We start from the raw sequence: 18,498 nt of genomic DNA, 5'->3' as shown, positions 1-18,498 counted from the left end.
TCAATAGTTTCTGATGCTTGAAAAAGCATGGTTTAATTTTTTTGCGCACTTTTTACCAGGAGACTGCTCTACACCTGAATTTAAATCAAGTCCTAAAGCTCCGTGATAGAGGGCATCGCTAATATTGTCTGGGTTTAAGCCGCCAGCAAGTATAAAGGGGGTGGTCGCATCACGCAGTACCGACCAATCGAATGTTTTACCTGTGCCACCCGCGTGTGAATCACTGTGGGTGTCGTATAAATGGCGATCTGCGCCTGCAACAGGTTGTGGTAAAACATCTTTTATTGCCTGCGCTTTCCAAATTTGGCAATTACGTGGTAATTCACTACGTAATGACGCAATGTATTGTTCATCTTCTTGGCCATGTAATTGAACGGCTGATAATTTAAGTTGTTTAGCGTGTTCAGCCACATCAGGTATAGCAGCATTAACAAATACGCCAACAAATTTTAAAGGCGCACTTTGACTGATTTCTTTAGCACAATCTAAATCAACAAAGCGGGGGGATTTAGGGTAAAAAATCAACCCGCCATACACAGCGCCATTGCTATAGGCTGCAATAGCATCTTGATTGCGGGTTAAGCCGCACACTTTGTTCTCGCCTAATATAACGCGACGACATGCTTGTATTAGATCAGCTTCAGCCATTAATGAGCTGCCAATTAAAAAGCCATTACATAAAGGGGCTAAGCGTTTTACATCTTGATGGGTGTAAATACCTGACTCAGAAATTACCACTTTATTTTCAGGAATAAGTTTACGTAGTCGTTCTGTAGTGGCTAAGTCGGTGCTTAAGTCGCGTAAATCTCGATTATTAATCCCAATTATTTGTGCATTTAGTGCCAGCGCACGGTGAACTTCTTCTTCGTTACTTACCTCAGTTAATACTGACATATTTAACGAGTCGGCCACTTCATGCAGTGTTTTATATTGCTGATCGTCAAGCACAGATAGCATAAGTAAAATAGCGTCGCCGCCATAAAGACGTGCCATATAAACTTGGTACTCATCAATAAAAAAGTCTTTACAAATAAGCGGCTGTTCTACTTGGCTGCGCACAAATTCAAGGTAATCAAAACTGCCTTGAAAGTACTTTTCGTCAGTTAACACACTCATACAAGTGGCATATTGCTTATACGCTTGGGTGATTTCTGTTAAATCAAAAGGCTGACGAATCAACCCCTTAGAGGGCGACGCTTTTTTGCATTCTAAAATAAACTGAGTACCAGGTGCTGCCAGTGCTTTGTAAAAACTACGCTCAGTCGGTTTGGCTTGGTGTTTAAAGCTCTCTAGTGGGCGCGCCGCCTTACGCTCGATTAGTTCTATTTTTTTATCAGCAATAATTTTGTCTAATACATTAGCCATGACTTACCTCAATAATTGCATTTAATGTGTCCATGGCCTTGCCTGAACGTAATAAAGAGTGTGTTATTTGTGCACCTTGTTTTAACGACTCTGCTTGGCCGGTTAAGTACAGCAATGCGGCCACATTAACAACAATTGCGGCATTGTGTGCCTCAGTGCCTTTACCTTGTAAAATAGCAAGGCTGGCGTTTGCATTGTATTGTGGGCCTTCACCGGCTAATTGTTCAAGTGAATAGTTTGCAAGGTCAAAATCACTTGGACTGAGTGTGTACTGAGTAATTTTACCATTATTAAGCTCTACAACCTGTGTTGGGCCATGTAAGGCAATTTCGTCAGTACCAGAGCCGTGCACTATCATAGCGCGTTTAGTGCCTAGAGTATTAAGCGTTTGTGCCATTGGCAGACATAAAGACTCATCGTACACGCCGAGTAATTGCACCTCAGGAGCTGCTGGATTAGCCAGTGGCCCAAGAATATTAAAAATAGTTCGGGTTTTTAAACTGGTACGCACGTTCATCGCATGACGCACCCCACTGTGGTAGTGCGGTGCAAATAAAAAGGTAAAATTTGTGCTCTCTAAACAACGAGCAGCGACCTCAGGGGTCATATCGATATTGATCCCCAGTGCTTTGAGCAAGTCAGCAGACCCAGAATTACTCGACACGCTTCGATTGCCATGTTTTACCATATTAATACCTGCCGCGGCCGCCACAATTGCCGCGGTTGTACTGATATTGATAGTGTTTGAACCATCGCCACCGGTGCCACAGCTATCAGCAAGTAGTGTTTTATTAGTGGTAAAGGCCACGGCATTTTCACGCATTGAAGCGGCAGCACCGGCAATCTCATCGCTTACTTCACCTTTCATTTTAAGGCCAATAAGTAACGCAGAGAGTTCAATGTCGCTCATATTACCTTGCATAATTTGATCAAATAGCGATTTTGCTTGCACGTAACTAAGTGACTGCTTTGTGATGATGTGCTCAATGGCGTGTTGAACATTAAGCGGGCTGTGTAATTGATTAGTCATAATGTTCCTTTTATTTGGCACGTGTTAAATAAGCAACGCTTTGCTGTAGTAGCATTGCGCCGTTGGGCGTTAAAATTGACTCTGGGTGGAATTGATAGCCCAGTGCATTGTCTTGATGATGATAAATAGCCATTGGAATATCTTGATACTTTGCAATAACCGCTAAGTTATCAGGCACTTTTGTGGCCATTAATGAGTGATAACGCGCCACTGGTATAGTGCTACCCATCCCGTTAAACACCGGGTGATCGTCTAACTCAATAATTGATGACTTACCATGTACGGTTTCACCAGCGTGACCGATTACTCCGCCATAGCTTTGTGTTAGCGCTTGTTGGCCTAAACAAATACCTAGCATTGGAAATTGGCCCTTACACAGGTTAATTAACTCCATAAGGCAGCCTGCATCGCTAGGCGCACCAGGGCCTGGCGATAATACCAGCAGTACTTGTCCAAGCTCTGCCTGCATTTTTTCGAATATGATCTCTGCGCTAATGTTGTTTCGGTAAACTACTAACTCAGCACCAAGCATGGTTAGCTCATCGACTAGGTTGTAGCTAAATGAGTCAAAGTTATCTAAAAAGTAAATTTTAATAGGGTGTGCTTCACTCATTTTATACTGCCTTATACGTCGATTTAATCGCGGTGATCACCGCTTGGGCTTTAGCGCGCGTTTCGTTTGCCTCTGACATTGGATCTGAATCAAATACAACCCCAGCACCGGCTTGCACATACGCAATATTATTTTTAACAAAGGCGGCACGAATAACAATACAGCTGTCCATGGCACCGTCACCGGTTAAATAGCCAACTGCGCCACCATAGCTACCGCGACGTTTGCCTTCAGTTTTGCGCACTAATTCTGCCGCACGGACTTTGGGGGCACCGACTAAGGTACCCATGTTCATACAGGCTTGATAAGCATGCAGAGCATCTAATTCGGGTTTTAATTTTCCTACTACACGTGATACTAAGTGCATTACCTGTGAATAGCGGTCTACTTTTAATAGCTCTTTGGCATGGCGTGTACCAGGCACGCTAATACGAGCAACGTCGTTACGTGCTAAATCAACCAGCATTAAGTGCTCGGCACGTTCTTTTTGATCGTTTCTGAGCTCAAGTTCAATACGGCTATCTAAATCGGGGTTAATTTGTCCATTTGCAAACTTACCCCGTGGACGAGTACCTGCAATCGGATAAACCTCAACTTGTTGAGACTTAACCTCATACTTAAGCGCAGACTCTGGTGAAGCGCCAAATAATGAGAAATCTTCATCACGCATGTAAAACATGTACGGGCTTGGGTTTTGCTTTTTAAGCTGGCTATAAGCATGTAATGAGTCAGGGCACGGCAATGAGAAAGTACGAGAGGGCACCACTTGAAAAATATCGCCATCAACTATGTGTTGCTTAAGTTTTATCACTTGTTGACAATATTGCTCATCACTAATATCAACATTTACAGGGCAGTCACCTGTTTGGCTTGGGGCACTAAAGTCTGCGGCGTGGTCGCACAATGTATTAAGGCGCTCTAATTGTTTGCCCACTTCAAAACAATTAGCGTGAACATCTGGGCCATTAAACACATTACCAATTAACTCGGTTGTTTGTTTTTGGTGATCAATAACAACCAGTGTTTCGGCTAAATAAAATACGTAGTCTGGGCAGGTGTTTTCACCGTCAGGCACATCGGATAGTTGTTCAAAGTTAGCCACCATGTCGTAGGCAAATACGCCGCCTAAAAACACTGAGAACGGATTGTCAGTGGTGCTTCTAATACTATTTAAACACGTGCGTAGTGCACTAAAAGCGTTATCTGCAATCAGTTTGCTAGCCTGGTCAATGGTGTCATCGACTGGGTGATACTCAAGTGTGAGTGTGGTATCGGTTAACTGTGAAGCGCAGTTTTGTACATTAGCCTGCAAATAGTTAAGTAGTTGTTGGCCGTTGTTTGATTGTGCACTGATGCTCACTTGGTTGCCTTGGCAAACAATACGCAATGCACAATCAACTAGTATTAAGCTTTTTACGCTATCTTTTGAATCTATTTCTGCAGATTCAAGCAATAGTGAGTTAGGTTTATCAAGTGCCGCATACAAGGCAAGTGGGCTACTTATGTAGTCTCGTACTTGCGTTATGCTGGTCACTTCACCTGGTGTTGTTGTTATATGACTAAAAATCAAACCTCATCCCCTAAAAAAATAAAACCCCGCAATGCTAAGCATTGCGGGGTTTGAATAACGATGTCTAAATTATAGATAGACCATTACCGTCCCGCTATGCCAGGCGCCACCACCAATGATGTGTAAGAGTGTTTACGTTATTCATGTTTTTAATTCCTGTTAATCTTGTATTGCAAAATTTAGTGATAAAAAAACCCGCATGGTAGCGGGTTAGAATTTTTTGTTTAGACACGACAATTCATCACCCTTTGTTTTAAGAGTGCCACCACCAGATGATGTTTTGAATTGTATTTTTCATTGTTATTTATTCTTTAATGTCTAAAAGTGGCTACAGTAAAACGTATCAACTGCTTTTGTGTCAAGTGTTTATTTAAAACAATTTCGTTAAAAAACTTGTTATACTGTGTGAAGCACCCTTAAACCATTAATTAAAGTAGTTTTCATTTGATAAAATACGACTTACATAGCCATACAACACACTCAGACGGACATTTAACCGTTGAGGAACTATTAGCGCGAGCAGTCGATAAAAACATTGATGTATTTGCCATTACCGATCACGATACTGTGGCCGCAATTGAGCCTGCGCAGGCTTTTATCAAACGTGAAAACTTGCCGCTTAAACTGATTAATGGGGTTGAAATATCAACCAAATGGGAGAGTTTTGAAATACATATTGTTGGGCTTAACATTGATACCAATGATAGCACTTTGAATACATTACTTAGCGAGCAACAGCAAAAGCGCGAAACCCGTGCAATTGAAATAGGCCATCGATTAACTAAAAATGGCTTTGAGGGTATTTATCAACAAGCTCGCGAGCTGGCTGAAAATGCGCAAATTACTCGCGCTCACTTTGCCAGAGCTTTAATTGAGCGAGGTGTGGCTAAAAACTTTCCTGGGGTATTTAAAAAGTACTTAGGGCGAGGAAAAACCGGTTACGTACCGAGTAACTGGTGTGATATGCAAACGGCAATTTCAGCGATTCATGCCGCCGGTGGGGTGGCTGTTTTGGCGCACCCAAGTAGCTACAAAATGTCGAATAAGTGGTTGCGTAAACTACTCGTAGAGTTTAAATCAGTGGGCGGTGATGCAATGGAAGTTGCCCAACCGCAACAGGCCCCGAGTGAGCGTCAGTTTTTAGGCTTGTTGAGTCAAGAATACGACCTGCTTTGCTCTCAAGGCTCTGATTTTCATTTTCCGACTAGTTATTTAGAACTTGGAAAAAATTTATACTTACCTAAAGATTGCCAAGGGGTTTGGCAAACATGGGAAAAGCACGAAGGAGTTGCATTATGAGTCAATTATTTCATATACATCCGGATAACCCACAGCCTAGACTAATTTCTCAAGCTGTTGATATTATTAAACAGGGCGGCGTAGTTGTGTACCCAACAGATTCGGGATATGCGATTGGCTGTAATTTAGGTAACAAACAAGCAAAAGAGCGCATAGAGCGTATTCGTGGTATTGAAAAACACCATAATTTTACTTTAGTGTGCCGCGATTTATCTGAGCTTTCTACTTATGCTCGCGTAGATAACCAAATGTTTAGGCTGATCAAAAATAATACCCCAGGGCCTTATACGTTTATTTTTAAAGGCACAAAAGAAGTACCTAAACGCTTATTAAACGATAAGAAAAAAACCATAGGCATTCGTGTTATTGAACACCCAATTGCTTGTGCGTTACTTGCGGAATTGGGTGAGCCATTAATGTCATGCTCACTTATTTTACCGGGTGATGAATACACGCAAGCGGACCCCGATGACATTTTGGAGCGTCTAGATAAGCATGTCGATTTAATTATTCATGGCGGATACCTCACAGAGCAAGCAACCACGGTAATTGATTTATCAGAGGACGATATTCAAATTTTACGTGTAGGCTGCGGCGATACGGCTCCATTTGAATAGCAATGAAACAGCCTGACACGGTTTCGTTAATACCTACAGATATGCCAGTGCAACAAAAGCTGCCACTGGCATTTTTGCATGGGAAAGCCGTTGTTGAAAAGCCTGAAGATTTATATATTCCGCCTGATGCGCTTGAAGTTATTTTAGAAACCTTTGAAGGCCCGTTAGATCTGTTGCTTTATTTAATTAAAAAGCACAAGTTAGATGTTCTCGAATTATCTATATTTAGCATTACTGAGCAGTATGTAAAATATGTAGAAATGATGAGTGAGTTTCAGTTAGAACTCGCCGGCGAATATCTCGTAATGGCAGCATTGCTGGCGCAGATTAAGTCGCGGCTATTACTGCCAGTGCATGAGGAATTAGAAGAAGAGGAAGATCCACGCGCCGAGCTGATAAAACGTCTACAAGAGTACGAACAATTTAAAAAAGCGGCCGAAAATATCGATTCTTTGCCCCGCGTTGGTCGCGATATATTTATCGCCAATGCAACTTTCCCAGAGTTAGAAGAAAAAAACCAACCCTTACCAGAACTGGCAATCAAAGATCTATTGTTAGCGCTAAGTGACGTAATGGCGCGTGCTAAAACATTTGAGCATCATTTAATTAGTGCAGAAACCCTGTCAACTCGTGAACGTATGAGTTTAATTTTACACACACTATCCCAAGCAAAAGCACCCGTTGCGTTTACCCAACTGTTTACCTTTGAAGAGGGCCGCAGTGGAGTTGTTGTTAGTTTTATCGCCATGTTAGAACTGATAAAAGAGGGTTTAATTGCTTGCTTACAAGTTGAGTCTGATAGCCAAATATATGTATCTCTTAATGAGCCTGCCGAAAGTTAACCTCCCATAAAGTTTTTTGCAATTATACTAAATTAATAGACTTTACTGTGCGTATACGCACGATAAGTGTTTGCATATGCTATTTTAATCGCCACTCATCCATTATATCGTAGTGTTATTACTAGATTAGAGATTGGCGATAAGCAATGTTTAAAAACTCAAAAACCGGTTATGGCCTGATGGCTATATTTTTACACTGGTTAATGGCGTTGACTGTCTTTGGTTTGTTTGGTTTAGGCTTATACATGGTTGAGCTAACTTACTATGATAGCTGGTATAAAGGCTCATTAGATTTGCATAAAAGCATAGGGCTGAGTTTAGCGGCTGTATTTGTTTTTAGACTGTTATGGCGTCGATTTAATGTAAAACCTAGCCCTATTGGGACCAACACTCAATTAAATCAGCTGGCCCAAACCGCACACATTTTAATGTATCTGTTTTTAGTGATTATTATGGTGTCTGGGTATTTAATTTCTACTGCTGATGGGCGACCAATCGAAGTGTTTGGCTTGTTTTATGTCAAAGCCATCGACTTTACCTTTGATTCTCAGGCAGATATAGCAGGGCAGATCCATTATTACAGCGCATGCTTATTGATCGGGTTTGTGGTGCTGCATATTTTAGGTGCGTTAAAACACCACTTTATAGATAAAGATAAAACATTAATTAGAATGATCAAATTACAAAAGGAAGCTTAAAATGAAAAAGTTACTATTAACTTCAGCGTTATCAGCAGCGATGTTTATGACAGCTACCCATGCTAGTGCTGCAGACTATGTTATTGATACCAAAGGAGCACATGCCTTTGTTAATTTTAAAATTAAACATTTAGGTTACAGCTGGTTGCACGGGCGTTTTAACACCTTTGATGGGCAGTTTAACTACGACGCTAAAAATCCAAACGCATCTCAAATTAGTGTAAATATCGACACAACAAGCCTAGATTCAAACCATGCTGAACGAGATAAACACTTACGCGGTGGTGACTTTTTAAATGTAAGCAAATACCCACAGGCTAGCTTTAAAAGTACAGCAATTAAGTTTGATCAAGACGGTGAAGAAGCCACAGTAACCGGTGAGTTTACCCTTCATGGTATTACTAAAACAATTAGTTTTGAAATTGATAAGATTGGTGAAGGTAAAGATCCATGGGGTGGTTACCGTGTTGGTTTTGAAGGTGAAACCAGCTTAAAACTAGCCGATTACGGTATTGATTACGATTTAGGCCCAGCGTCAACGCACGTTGATATTGGTTTATTTATTGAAGGTATTCGTCAATAATACCGTTTTATAGTTAAAGCTAAGCGTTATCACGCTTAGCTTTTTTATTGTAAATGCGCTTCTAATTTTGATTTTAAGTGACTTGGTAACCACCGAGTTAATACTTGTTTATAGTCTTCAGTTTGCTTAATTAGTTTGAGTTGCTGATTGAGTGTGGCAATATCTTCTGCGCCTTGCTCGTTTTTAGTACAGCCAATGTAACCGTAACTAATTTTTGGTGCCTCAGTCAGCATGCGCTGCGTTAAATTGTCACTAAACCCCATCGTTTTTGCTAAATAATAATGCTCACTGGGGTAGCCTAATAAAATATCAATTCGCTCTAAGTTAAGCATATAGGTTAATGTACTGAGGGTATCGCGAGTAGGTCTAATGACAATATTTGTATTAGGTGTGGTATTAATTATTTTATCAATTTCACTGCCGTATGAGCGATTCATCGATACACCCAAGGTGAGCTTTTTATTTACTAATAAATTAGTTAACGACACTGATTTACTGCTTTCAATACCTAGCGAAATGCTCAGCTTTTGATGCATGGCAATAGATGGAGAAAGACCAGCTGTAGAGCTTTGATGCGTGAAATAAACACGTTCTTCTCGATATTTGTTTTTATAAAGTGATAATGCGCATGCATTTGATTGCAGGTTAGCGAGTTCCTGAATAACTTTACCAGAGGGAATAATGATACGTTCAAAGTTAATATGCGGAAGTTGTTGCTCTAATAGCGAAATAATACTTTCATCACGGCCCTGAGATTTATCCGGACCGCTCAAAATATAATAGGGCGCAAAGTCATGCGTTATCCATTTTATTGTTCTGGCATCACACTTTGTGCTTAAAAATACACAGACGAACAGTATTATCCACGAAAACCGCATTTTCACTACAACAAATAAATAAACATGGATTTAAGTGTAGTCAGTAATACACCAAAAAGTAAAATGCCAGCATAAAGCTGGCATTTTAATTTATTTATAAGTTAAACACTTATAAATGATAATTAACTGGCTTTCAGCCATTTTACAAATTGACGTGCATCACTTGCTTTTTGAAACAATGCATTTTTCAAACCTTGTGTATCGCTGAAGATTACACGATGTTTGTTAACCGAAATTGATTGCACTGGATGTGCTATTTGGATCATAGATCCGTTATATTTGTATGACATAATAAAACTCACTTTATTTTTGTTATTTATTCTGGGCTTTTTCTTAAAGCACATTACAGATGATAAATAATCTAATTGTGTTTAGCTTCATTACAGTGTTGACGATCTTTATGACACTTTTACGATGATATTAAAAATAAATCATCAAGGTATTAATAGGGGTTCTCGCCGTACAATAACTTAGCTTTTGAATATACGTTTTGCGGGGCTTACTGGATCAGGGTAAAGAGGTTAACCGCTAGGGCTTTTTATAGCCAAGCAGCAATAATACGCCACAATATTTTTCTTTGCAAGCAATTTATTAAAATACTTTGAATTGAGTGGAATTCACGAATAGCCATAAATATTAATTCGTAAAGATCAACAGACTCAAATATATCTGACTATACTCAGTTTTTAACTGAGGGGGTCAAATGAGTTCACTATCTGCGCCATATCAACATTTTTTATCTAATCCAATAGCAAAGCCGCCTTGTCGTATGCACAATGCGAATATGTATGGTTTTTTTGCTGAAATAGAATCTAAGAAAGCACAAAAGTACATTGATTCAACGTTAAACATAGGGGGTGAGGGTAATATTTATTTTAAAATACTTGGCGAGTTTGCACTTATTACATTTACAGATATTGAAAAAATAGCCTCAATGACCTCGCCATTCGATCAGCATGGTTGGATGCAAGAAACAGATATTATCATTTGGTTGCCTGTCGCTAAGGTTGAGGATGAAGATATAACCTACTTATATTGGTATCCAGCTTTTATCTGTGTTAACAACATTTATGCACTTATTAATGGTCGCGAAACATGGGGCTATAATAAGTATTTGTGTGACTACACCATGCCCAGCTGTGTATCGGAGCTATCGAATTTTTCAATATCTTTAGAGTGCTTCGAATATTTTTCTCCTGAATCTAAGCTACAAATGCATGAGTTATTTTCAATTACTATGAACTCTAAACACCAAGATAGCGATTTCTTATCTATTATTGATGACTTTGGCGAGCAAGTAGCAAATTTGTTTTCTCGCAAACATTTAGGTATTGATTTTTCATTATTAAAGCAGCTATTGAGTGGCTTTGTTAATCCACAAATGGATCAAATATTGTTAAAACAATTTCCTGATGGCAGCGGTGATTCAGCGGTATACCAAAGCGTAATGCACTCACCCTCTGAGATTAAAAAAATACACCATTTTAAATTTTTAAAGCCAGAGTTTACTTTACACCTCAATAAATTAGACAGTTTCCCACTTGCCGACATGTTTGGTCTAAAGTTAGGTAGTCAAGCGTTGCATTTACCTTTTTATGTGCAAATGGACTTTGACCAGTTAGCCGCAACTAAAATTTAAATTGCTTAGAAGGATTTACCATGAACCAAGAAAAAATCGTGATAATTGGTGGCGGTGTATCGGCTATGACTGCTGCATTGTATTTGACTGAGCAAAGTGACTGGCAACAGCATCGAACTATCACAGTATACCAACAAGGCTGGCGTTTGGGTGGTAAAGGAGCAAGTGGTCGTAATGCGGCTAGCGGGCAGCGTATTGAAGAGCATGGCTTACATGTTTGGTTTGGTGCTTATGTAAATAGCTTTAAAACAATAGAAACGGTTTACACTAAATTACAACGGCCAGCCGATTCACCTTTATCTACATGGCAGCAAGCATTAAAACCGCATAGCTTTATAGCCTTAGAAGAATATATTGATGACCAATGGCAAACATGGCCAATTGATTTCCCATTACTTCCTGGGAACCCTGCTGATGGAAGTTTAGATATAACGCCATGGGATTTTATTAAAATGACCCTAGCTTGGCTAAAAAAGTGGATATTTGATTTACAGTCAGCAGCAAAAAAAGCCAATAAAAATATACAACTAAGTACAAAAAAATCACGAGATCAATCTTTATTACGGCATTTGCACCAACAAATAACAGATTTGGTTGATGATACCGAAGATGCTTGGCAACAATTTGCTGATGATATAAAACAATATTCGAGTGAAGTTGCTTCTACTCCAAGCTTATTAATTAATACGTTAAATAAGTTTGCCCACGCCGACAATACATTAAACCCCCAAGTACATGAGAAAAAAGATGGCCTTGTTATTTGGTATATAGTTAGAAAACTAAAGCGCTGGCTTAATAGCGAAATGATTGAGTTGTTAGACAATAATGCGCAGCTTAGACGATTATATATTTGCGCAGACCTTGCTATTGCAATGCTAGTTGGTTTGGTAAAAGACAAAGTATATCGAGATGGGTTTGAGGTTATAAATAAATTTGATTTTAGGCAATGGCTTATAAGAAATGGGGCAAACGAGCAATACAGTGCTAATTCGGCGCCCATACGAGGGTTTTATGATTTGGTGTTTGCGTACCCTGCGGGTGACCTAAGTAAGCCCAATGTTGAGGCTGGTGTCGCATCACTGGCTATGTTACGCATCGCGCTGTGTTACCGCGGAGGGGTCATGTGGAAAATGCAAGCGGGGATGGGCGATGTCATCTTTGCTCCCTTGTACGAATTACTTAAAAAAAGAGGGGTTAAGTTTGAGTATTTTCATCAATTGCAAAACCTGACTCCCAGCCTAAGTGAGCAAGGAGAGAGTTTTGTCGAGAGCATTGAGCTTCAGCAACAAGTTTCTTTGCTCTCAGACGCAGAGTATAAACCACTGGTTAATGTTAAAAAACTACCTTGTTGGCCAAGTGAACCACTTTATGCGCAAATTAATAGTGAACAAGCCGCACTATTAAAGCAGCATGATATTAATTTAGAATCTTTTTGGTCAGATTGGCCGTCTCAATACGAAAACCATTTTGGGCAGCCACTGCCAATAAAAAAATTAAACTACAAAGAAGATTTTGACAGAATTGTGTTGGGTGTATCTGTGGCGTCACTTGAGCACTTATGCCCTTCATTATTAGCGTGGGATACTAGATTTGCAGCACAAGCAAAGCAAGTCAAAACGGTGGCAACCCAAGCTGCCCAACTATGGCTTAATAAAACAGACGAGCAATTAGGCTGGCAATATATTCCAAAGAGTAAAGAAGGCCCAATTCTAAGTGGCTTTAGCGAACCATTTGATACGTGGGCGGCAATGATGAATTTAGTCGACAAAGAGCAATGGCCTACTGATTGTCCTCCTAAAAACATTGCTTATTTTTGCAGTGTTTTTCCTTGTGAGCACTATCCACCAAAAAGTGAACATCAATTTCCTCTACAGGTTAAATCGCAAGTAAAGGTAAACCTAGAAGCAATACTAGAAAAAAACATGCAGTCTTTATGGCCGCTTGCATATCAAAATAATGAGTTTGATTGGTCTGTATTATATGAAATATCGTCATCAGGGGATGAACGATTAAATGCTCAATACTGGCGAGTAAACGTTGACCCAAGTGAGCGTTATGTTTTGTCAGTTGCTGGTTCAAGTAAGTATCGACTGGCGACAGATGAAACAAAATTTACAAACCTTTTTATTACCGGAGACTGGATTAAAACGGGTGTTAATGCCGGTTGTGTTGAAGCGGCTGTTATGGCGGGTATGCAAACAGCCAGAGCAATGGTGGGTTACCCACAACACATTAGTGGCGAAAATGCATTTGCAGTTATCAAAAATTAAAATACCCTTCTAGCACAGCTTTAATCGGTTGATTAGTATATAGTTAAACATGTTGTTTACATTTATTTAGCGTAAAGGTCACGTGAAATGAAAAATAAAGGCAAGCTTCTGAATAAAAATATATGGTTGGTATGCTTACCAGGTTTTTTACTACCACTGCAGGCGAAAGTTGTTGTAGAGGGTAAAAGTGATGATCAGCCTAATATGGAAATCATTGAGGTTTATGCGCAAAAAAGAGCGCAAAAAATTGAAGAAGTCGGCATTTCTGTTAGCACAGTAACAGGGGATGATCTCAAAGCGCAACAGGTTAAAGACTCAACAGAGTTATCTGTATTTGCCCCTAATTTAAAAATTAGCCAAAACGCGGCGGAAGGTACACCGCCAGCGGTTAATATTCGTGGTGTTGGATTAGTTGATTACAATACAGCTAATACATCGCCGGTGGCTATGTATGTTGATGAAATAGCCGTGGGCTCTGCCAGTAACCAAATTGTTAACTTGTTTGATATTGAGCAGATTGACATTTTGCGCGGCCCTCAAGGAACTTTATTTGGTCGTAATTCCACTGGTGGGGCTATTTTAATCCGCTCTAAACGCCCTGAGTTTGAACAAAGTGGTTATTTAAGTACAGGTGTTGCTAATAATAATGCAACCAGTGTTGATGCTATGTTTAATTCAGCTATTGGAGAAAACACAGCCGTTCGTGTTGCGCTAAACCATCAAAATTATGATTATTCTACAAACAATATTTTTGCTGATTCACCAACAGCGGGCATGCGGCAAACAAATGGTCGAGTATCTTTTTTAGCTGACTTTGACACTGTCCAGTTGTTGATAAAAGGGCATATTTCTGATTGGGATGGCATAGTTCAGCCTGTTGGCAGTATTGGGGTTATTGCTAATCCGCTGACTGGAGAGCGGTGCTCGCCAGCACAAGCAGGTTCAACCACCTGTTTTGATAACTTTGGATTTAATGATGGCAGTGATGATTTTTATACAGTAAGCGTTAATAATAATTCGCCACATAAAACCGATGGTAAGGGAGGGAGTGCCCATGTTAATTGGCAATTGGATACACACAATGAGCTTATTTCACTAACTAGCTATAACAAGTTAAAGCGTGATCATGCCTTTAACTGTGATGGCTCTCCAGCACGGTTATGTGAAGGCAATTTAGGTTTAAATACTGATTTAGTAACGCAAGAGTTTCGGTTGCAATCTCAGCTCGCAGAGCATTTTCTTACAACGGGAATTTATTATGCTGATGAGTCTATTATTCAAGACAATGTAAATGATATTTTGCGAGATTATCGAGGCATTTTAGAGACAGATTTAACCGCTACTTTTTTCTATGATAATAGGATAATAACAAAGAGCATTGCAGCGTTTACCCAACTTGACTATCAATTAAACCAAGATTGGCTAATTACCGCTGGGCTTCGTTATTCTTATGAGTCTTTAGATTACGACTCAACATCCCAGCTTAATATTATTTTAGACCCTAACGATTTAACCGGAGTTAAGGTGCCATTTTATCGTGTTCAGGGAGAGCAATCAGATAATGGCATTTCTGGTCAGTTGGCTGTGAACGTTAAGCTGGATGATGCGACCTATGCCTATTATCGATTTGCTAATGGCGCAAAAAGCGGAGGCTATAACGGTGGGTTTTTATCATCGGTTGAACAAGCACAGCTTGCTGATTATCAAAAAGAACGATTGAACTCACATGAAATTGGCTCAAAGTCTTGGTGGCCACAGTTGGGCATGCGATTTAATTGGGCTGCATTTTATTATGATTATAATGACCAACAGGTGTTTATGAATCAGCCTTCAGTATCTGATCAGAGCCCGCCTATTCAATTATTAGAAAATGTGGCAGATTCGACTATATATGGCCTAGAGGCTGATTTTGAGTATTGGCTGACCGGTGATTTGAATGTTAAGTTTGCTATGGGTTATATACCCCATGCAGAGTTTGAAGAATATGTTGATCCTTTAGGTAACGCATTATCAGATAATCGCTTGCCGTTTACCTCAAAATGGAACCTCAGTGCAGGCATTGAATACACGCTTGAGTTGGCGAATCACCCACTAATAACGCAATTATTAGTTGATTATCAATCCGACTATTATTTTGATCAGAATCAAAACCCTTATGCTATGCAAGATGGCTATAGTATTTTTAACGCAAACATACAGTATCAACATGATAACTGGGCGATTGCTATTTGGGGAAAAAACCTATTTGGTACGCAATATAGCCACTTAAAATTTGATTTAAGCTCTTTCCTTGGCATGCTTGAAGACTTTAAAGGTGAAGGCAGGCGTTTTGGTTTAGATGTTAGTTATCAGTTTTAATTTTAGTCTTTAAATTAAGGTGCGAAGTATGCCAATGAAGGCAGTTCTAAAGCTATTTTTATATTGTATATTTTTGTGCTTTAGCAATTTAGCGCCGGCAGATACACTCGCTCCTATTGTTTATACTTTAAAACAACAAGATACTGATTTGCTCGGTCAGGGTCATGTATTTCAGGTAACGAGTGGTACTTTTCCCCGTAACCACAGTGAAATAGAAATGTGGCTTGAAGATAAACAACCACAATCAAGAACATCGTTTTTTGGTGGTAGTTTTTGGTTTGTCATAGCACTTGAAAATAAAACAGATTTAGATGAACTGGTGCTCTATCCGTATAACACGTTACTTTCAAAAATCGAAACCCGGATTTATGATATATCGAACTTTGATGAACCAATAAAGCAGTATGTCACTGGGGGGGGTTACCCAAATGAGTTTGCATTTCACTATGGGAATAAAGTTAAGCTGACGCCTAATCGTTCTTACGTATTAATTGCAAAATTTCAAAGTGAATATTTTTATACTCCACCAAAATTAGTGCTTTCATCTTATGACGATTTTTTTGTAAGAAAAACCTCAGACAACATGATTATGTTGCTGTGCTTTGGGGTTGGTATTGCGTTAGGTTTATACAATTTTCTTATTTACTTGGGTGATAGAGATAAAACCCATTTGTACTACGCCATGTTCACAGCATGCTGGGTGTTGGCTTGGAGTCAGTTTTTTCATATACCGGATCAAATTTTTGGTTTTTACAATGCCCATTTTCATTGGTTAGGTTTTACTTTAATTCCCATCACAAATATTTTATTTTTTAACAGCTTACTTAAATTAAAAGACACGTCTCCTAAGTTATCTCGATTATCAATCTACTTAGGCATTGTTGCCACCGCAGGCGCACCTTTTGCAATGGTTTGGCCTGGTTTTGGCTTTATTTGGGCCACTTTAGTAACAGGGGCAACTTTATCTCTAGGTATGGTTGTTGGTATACGAAGCTGGATCAGTGGCTTTAAACCAGCTCGCTATTTTGTTCTCGCCTATTTGGCTATGGCCATTCCTAATATGGTTGGCAATTTAACTAATCTAGGACTTATTGAGCCAATAAAAATGGATCTCTATTTACTTGGACTTATTGGCACAGCGCTCGATGCAGTATTACTTGCTTTTGCTGTCGCAAATAAATTCAGTATTTTGCATCATCAGAATGTTGAACTGACTAAAAATTTGGAACACAAGGTCGAACTGCGTACCCAAGAGTTACAACAATTGGCGGAAGAGCTTCGTGATGCAAGTGAAGCTAAAAGTCGATTTTTAGCTAACATGAGCCATGAGATCCGCACCCCAATGACATCCATTATTGGTTATGCTGATGGGATAATTTTAGGTGATATACAGCCTCATGAAAGAAATCATGGGATCAGGGTGATTTTGCAAAACAGTCGTCATGTACTTGGGCTAATTAACGATATTTTGGATATGTCGAAAATTGAGGCTAACCGTTTAGAGATAGAATTAGTTGAAACGGATTTGTTTGCCACTATTGCTGAAATTGAATCATTACTAGGAAAGCAAATCCGCGATAAAGGCTTAAAATTCAAAGTTGATTATCAATTTCCATTACCAGATTGGATAGTCTCAGATCCAACTCGACTTAGGCAAATATTATTAAATTTAGCAACCAATGCACTTAAATTTACTACCCAGGGTTACATAATGCTGACGGTGAGTTGCAATCAAAAGCAACTAATAATTAAAGTTGAAGACACGGGCATTGGAATGACTGAAAGTGAGCAAAAAGACTTGTTTACTCCCTTTCACCAAGCTGACTCGTCCATTTCTCGTAAATACGGTGGTACTGGACTTGGCTTAAATATATCAAAAAGCTTAGCAAATAAACTAAATGGCGATATTACTGTATTTTCTGTGGTAGGTAGGGGTAGTGAGTTTTGCTTTACTATGGAGTTAAATACAACCGAACATACGCAATGGGTTAACACATTCGACGATATACGTAAGCCACAAACTAAAGAACTATTTTCAAATAATAGTCAGCGAAATTTAGTGGGTAGAGTACTTGTGGCTGAAGACCATCCAGAAAATCGTCAGCTTATTAAGCGAATTTTAGAGCGGATGGGGTTAACCGTTGTCGCTGTTGAAAATGGTCGAGATGCAGCGCAAGCAGCGATGGATGAAAGCTTCGACTTAATTTTATTAGATATTCAAATGCCAATTATGGATGGTGAGCAAGCAATTAAGATTATACAAGCAACAGGGGTAACAACACCCATTGTGGCGCTCACTGCTAACACGATGAAGCATGAAATTGATCGCTATTTAAAACAAGGTTTTACTGATCATATTGCCAAACCTATAGATAGAAGCTGTTTTAGTAGTAAAATTGCAAGTTATCTTGATATTGATATATGCGAGAACATTAAGCTACCCGATGAGGAGTTTGCACTACTCAAGCAGGAATATATTAAAGGGTTAAATAAACAAAAAGACACGTTAGTGTCTCAATTTAAGCAGGGTGATATAACGGGTTTTGCACGCAGCGTGCATATGATCAAAGGAACGGCTGGAATGTTTGAATGCAAAGCGTTGTATAAACAGGCTGTTGATTTTGAAACAAACTTAAAGTCTTCACCTGACGCTTTCGACATACAACAAGTTGAGGCTCTACTCAATGCGATTGACGTTATTTTAACCGTTAAAAAAGCACCTTAAATTTTACATTT

The 18,498-nt window shown here is 39.4% G+C and carries 15 protein-coding genes; 9 read left to right on the top strand and 6 right to left on the bottom strand.

Annotated features, from left to right (window positions below; genetic code table 11):
* The 4 genes from trpCF to P3J6_RS13215 are packed head-to-tail and all read right to left on the bottom strand — an operon-like array spanning position 1 to position 4,578.
* Positions 1–1,365, bottom strand: coding sequence for a bifunctional indole-3-glycerol-phosphate synthase TrpC/phosphoribosylanthranilate isomerase TrpF (gene trpCF / locus P3J6_RS13230; RefSeq protein ID WP_198523265.1), 1,365 nt, complete (start codon positions 1,363–1,365; stop codon positions 1–3).
* Complete coding sequence (gene trpD / locus P3J6_RS13225; protein WP_054201045.1) at positions 1,358–2,395, bottom strand: anthranilate phosphoribosyltransferase; 1,038 nt, start codon at positions 2,393–2,395, stop codon at positions 1,358–1,360. Before trpD ends, trpCF begins: the two co-directional genes overlap by 8 nt.
* Positions 2,396–2,405: 10 nt before the next feature.
* Entirely contained in the window at positions 2,406–3,008 is a 603-nt protein-coding gene (locus P3J6_RS13220; RefSeq protein ID WP_198523264.1) for an aminodeoxychorismate/anthranilate synthase component II, read from the bottom strand.
* A gap of 1 nt (position 3,009) precedes the next feature.
* Positions 3,010–4,578 carry an anthranilate synthase component 1 gene (locus tag P3J6_RS13215; RefSeq protein WP_198523263.1) on the bottom strand — a complete coding sequence of 523 codons (1,569 nt, stop codon included), beginning with the start codon at positions 4,576–4,578 and terminating at the stop codon, positions 3,010–3,012.
* Between the two features lie 444 nt (positions 4,579–5,022).
* Here P3J6_RS13215 and rnm point away from each other — a divergent pair, with 444 nt between their 5' ends.
* From rnm to P3J6_RS13190, 5 genes are all read left to right on the top strand, one after another.
* A complete protein-coding gene (gene rnm / locus P3J6_RS13210) occupies positions 5,023–5,877 on the top strand; it encodes an RNase RNM (RefSeq protein WP_198523262.1) in 855 nt (284 codons plus the stop codon).
* Positions 5,874–6,494, top strand: a complete 621-nt coding sequence (locus tag P3J6_RS13205) for an L-threonylcarbamoyladenylate synthase (RefSeq protein WP_008113642.1) — start codon at positions 5,874–5,876, stop codon at positions 6,492–6,494. Before rnm ends, P3J6_RS13205 begins: the two co-directional genes overlap by 4 nt.
* 2 nt (positions 6,495–6,496) lie before the next feature.
* Complete coding sequence (locus tag P3J6_RS13200; RefSeq protein ID WP_138605988.1) at positions 6,497–7,336, top strand: segregation and condensation protein A; 840 nt, start codon at positions 6,497–6,499, stop codon at positions 7,334–7,336.
* A gap of 146 nt (positions 7,337–7,482) precedes the next feature.
* Positions 7,483–8,034: a cytochrome b gene (locus tag P3J6_RS13195; protein ID WP_010390221.1), complete on the top strand. Its 552-nt coding sequence runs from the start codon at positions 7,483–7,485 to the stop codon at positions 8,032–8,034.
* A gap of 1 nt (position 8,035) precedes the next feature.
* The gene (locus tag P3J6_RS13190) at positions 8,036–8,617 is read left to right on the top strand and encodes a YceI family protein (RefSeq protein ID WP_138605989.1); all 582 of its coding nucleotides are present in this window, start codon (positions 8,036–8,038) and stop codon (positions 8,615–8,617) included.
* Positions 8,618–8,661: 44 nt separating this feature from the next.
* On the opposite strand, the gene P3J6_RS13185 is transcribed toward P3J6_RS13190, so the two are convergent.
* Positions 8,662–9,495, bottom strand: a complete 834-nt coding sequence (locus P3J6_RS13185) for a transporter substrate-binding domain-containing protein (protein ID WP_178956162.1) — start codon at positions 9,493–9,495, stop codon at positions 8,662–8,664.
* Between the two features lie 122 nt (positions 9,496–9,617).
* On the bottom strand, positions 9,618–9,785 hold the full coding sequence (locus tag P3J6_RS13180; protein WP_007375427.1) for a hypothetical protein: 168 nt from the start codon (positions 9,783–9,785) through the stop codon (positions 9,618–9,620).
* A gap of 413 nt (positions 9,786–10,198) precedes the next feature.
* Here P3J6_RS13180 and P3J6_RS13175 point away from each other — a divergent pair, with 413 nt between their 5' ends.
* From P3J6_RS13175 to P3J6_RS13160, 4 genes are all read left to right on the top strand, one after another.
* Positions 10,199–11,134, top strand: coding sequence for an acetoacetate decarboxylase family protein (locus P3J6_RS13175; RefSeq protein WP_138605993.1), 936 nt, complete (start codon positions 10,199–10,201; stop codon positions 11,132–11,134).
* Between the two features lie 20 nt (positions 11,135–11,154).
* Positions 11,155–13,404, top strand: coding sequence for an NAD(P)-binding protein (locus P3J6_RS13170; RefSeq protein WP_198523261.1), 2,250 nt, complete (start codon positions 11,155–11,157; stop codon positions 13,402–13,404).
* Positions 13,405–13,491: 87 nt separating this feature from the next.
* Positions 13,492–15,762, top strand: a complete 2,271-nt coding sequence (locus P3J6_RS13165) for a TonB-dependent receptor (protein WP_198523260.1) — start codon at positions 13,492–13,494, stop codon at positions 15,760–15,762.
* A gap of 28 nt (positions 15,763–15,790) precedes the next feature.
* Positions 15,791–18,487 carry a 7TM diverse intracellular signaling domain-containing protein gene (locus tag P3J6_RS13160; RefSeq protein ID WP_198523259.1) on the top strand — a complete coding sequence of 899 codons (2,697 nt, stop codon included), beginning with the start codon at positions 15,791–15,793 and terminating at the stop codon, positions 18,485–18,487.
* The last annotated feature ends 11 nt before the right edge of the window (positions 18,488–18,498 follow it).

This window comes from Pseudoalteromonas sp. 3J6 (genome assembly GCF_903995135.1).
Lineage (GTDB): Bacteria > Pseudomonadota > Gammaproteobacteria > Enterobacterales > Alteromonadaceae > Pseudoalteromonas.
The sequence above is the reverse complement of the archived record's forward strand: the minus strand, read 5'-3'. Positions and strand labels throughout refer to the sequence as shown.

What these genes read in the sequence shown, in the direction of transcription:
- trpCF (WP_198523265.1), bottom strand. Translation starts at nt 1,365, where the DNA reads ATGGCTAATGTATTAGACAAAATTATTGCTGATAAAAAAATAGAACTA.
- trpD (WP_054201045.1), bottom strand. Translation starts at nt 2,395, where the DNA reads ATGACTAATCAATTACACAGCCCGCTTAATGTTCAACACGCCATTGAG.
- P3J6_RS13220 (WP_198523264.1), bottom strand. Translation starts at nt 3,008, where the DNA reads ATGAGTGAAGCACACCCTATTAAAATTTACTTTTTAGATAACTTTGAC.
- P3J6_RS13205 (WP_008113642.1), top strand. Translation starts at nt 5,874, where the DNA reads ATGAGTCAATTATTTCATATACATCCGGATAACCCACAGCCTAGACTA.
- P3J6_RS13200 (WP_138605988.1), top strand. Translation starts at nt 6,497, where the DNA reads ATGAAACAGCCTGACACGGTTTCGTTAATACCTACAGATATGCCAGTG.
- P3J6_RS13195 (WP_010390221.1), top strand. Translation starts at nt 7,483, where the DNA reads ATGTTTAAAAACTCAAAAACCGGTTATGGCCTGATGGCTATATTTTTA.
- P3J6_RS13190 (WP_138605989.1), top strand. Translation starts at nt 8,036, where the DNA reads ATGAAAAAGTTACTATTAACTTCAGCGTTATCAGCAGCGATGTTTATG.
- P3J6_RS13185 (WP_178956162.1), bottom strand. Translation starts at nt 9,495, where the DNA reads ATGCGGTTTTCGTGGATAATACTGTTCGTCTGTGTATTTTTAAGCACA.
- P3J6_RS13180 (WP_007375427.1), bottom strand. Translation starts at nt 9,785, where the DNA reads ATGTCATACAAATATAACGGATCTATGATCCAAATAGCACATCCAGTG.
- P3J6_RS13175 (WP_138605993.1), top strand. Translation starts at nt 10,199, where the DNA reads ATGAGTTCACTATCTGCGCCATATCAACATTTTTTATCTAATCCAATA.
- P3J6_RS13170 (WP_198523261.1), top strand. Translation starts at nt 11,155, where the DNA reads ATGAACCAAGAAAAAATCGTGATAATTGGTGGCGGTGTATCGGCTATG.
- P3J6_RS13165 (WP_198523260.1), top strand. Translation starts at nt 13,492, where the DNA reads ATGAAAAATAAAGGCAAGCTTCTGAATAAAAATATATGGTTGGTATGC.
- P3J6_RS13160 (WP_198523259.1), top strand. Translation starts at nt 15,791, where the DNA reads ATGCCAATGAAGGCAGTTCTAAAGCTATTTTTATATTGTATATTTTTG.